The organism is Bacillus cereus group sp. BfR-BA-01360 (assembly GCF_022663595.1).
Lineage (GTDB): Bacteria > Bacillota > Bacilli > Bacillales > Bacillaceae_G > Bacillus_A > Bacillus_A cytotoxicus.
The window spans coordinates 1-221 of record NZ_JAKUFV010000108.1 but is presented as its reverse complement, the minus strand read 5'-3'; the positions used below and the strand labels follow the sequence as shown (position 1 = coordinate 221).

Genomic DNA, 221 nt, shown 5'->3' with positions numbered 1-221 from the left:
ATTTGGTGGAGCCTAGCGGGATCGAACCGCTGACCTCCTGCGTGCAAGGCAGGCGCTCTCCCAGCTGAGCTAAGGCCCCAAGTTGTATGGTGGGCCTAAATGGACTTGAACCATCGACCTCACGCTTATCAGGCGTGCGCTCTAACCAGCTGAGCTATAGGCCCATACAATTTGCAGAATTAATTTATATCACATTTCTTTTTTAGAGTCAATACTTTTTT

General features: G+C 48.4%; 2 tRNA genes. Both read right to left on the bottom strand.

Annotated elements, in window-relative coordinates:
- Window positions 1-3: 3 nt before the first annotated feature.
- Window positions 4-79, bottom strand: a tRNA-Ala gene (locus MR056_RS22170).
- Window positions 80-87: 8 nt separating this feature from the next.
- Window positions 88-164, bottom strand: a tRNA-Ile gene (locus MR056_RS22165).
- Window positions 165-221 lie beyond the last annotated feature (57 nt).